At 48.9% G+C, this 472-nt stretch carries 1 protein-coding gene; it reads left to right on the top strand.

Going from position 1 to position 472, the window contains the following annotated elements:
• Window positions 1–262: 262 nt before the first annotated feature.
• Window positions 263–472 (top strand): hypothetical protein (locus tag R0K30_RS21060; RefSeq protein ID WP_410612704.1); only part of this gene is annotated, 210 nt, incomplete at its 3' end.

The raw sequence follows: 472 nt of genomic DNA, 5'->3' as shown, positions 1-472 counted from the left end.
TTTATGCGACACGATGAAGAAACAGCCTAGGTACCTCATGAGCCCGAAGTGGCGAGCCCGATCTTCCCCATCGGTGATGTCGGCGATATAGGCGCCAGCAACCGCACCTGTGGCGCCGGTGATGCCGGCCACGATGCGTCCGGCGTAGAGGATCGAGATCTCGATCCCGCGAAATTAATACGACTCACTATAGGGGAATTGTGAGCGGATAACAATTCCCCTCTAGAAATAATTTTGTTTAACTTTAAGAAGGAGATATACCATGATCCTGGACGCGGACTACATCACCGAAGAAGGTAAACCGGTTAGCCGTCTGTACAAAAAAGAAAACGGTGAATTCAAAATCGAACACGACCGTACCTTCCGTCCGTACATCTACGCGCTGCTGAAAGACGACTCTAAAATCGAAGAAGTTAAAAAAATCACCGCGGAACGTCACGGTAAAATCGTTCGTATCGTTGACGCGGAAAAA

Origin of the sequence: Bacillus sp. SIMBA_154, assembly GCF_046536015.1 — a bacterium.
GTDB lineage: Bacteria > Bacillota > Bacilli > Bacillales > Bacillaceae > Bacillus > Bacillus pumilus_P.
Note: the sequence above shows the minus strand (reverse complement) of the source record. Positions and strands in the feature narration are given on the sequence as shown.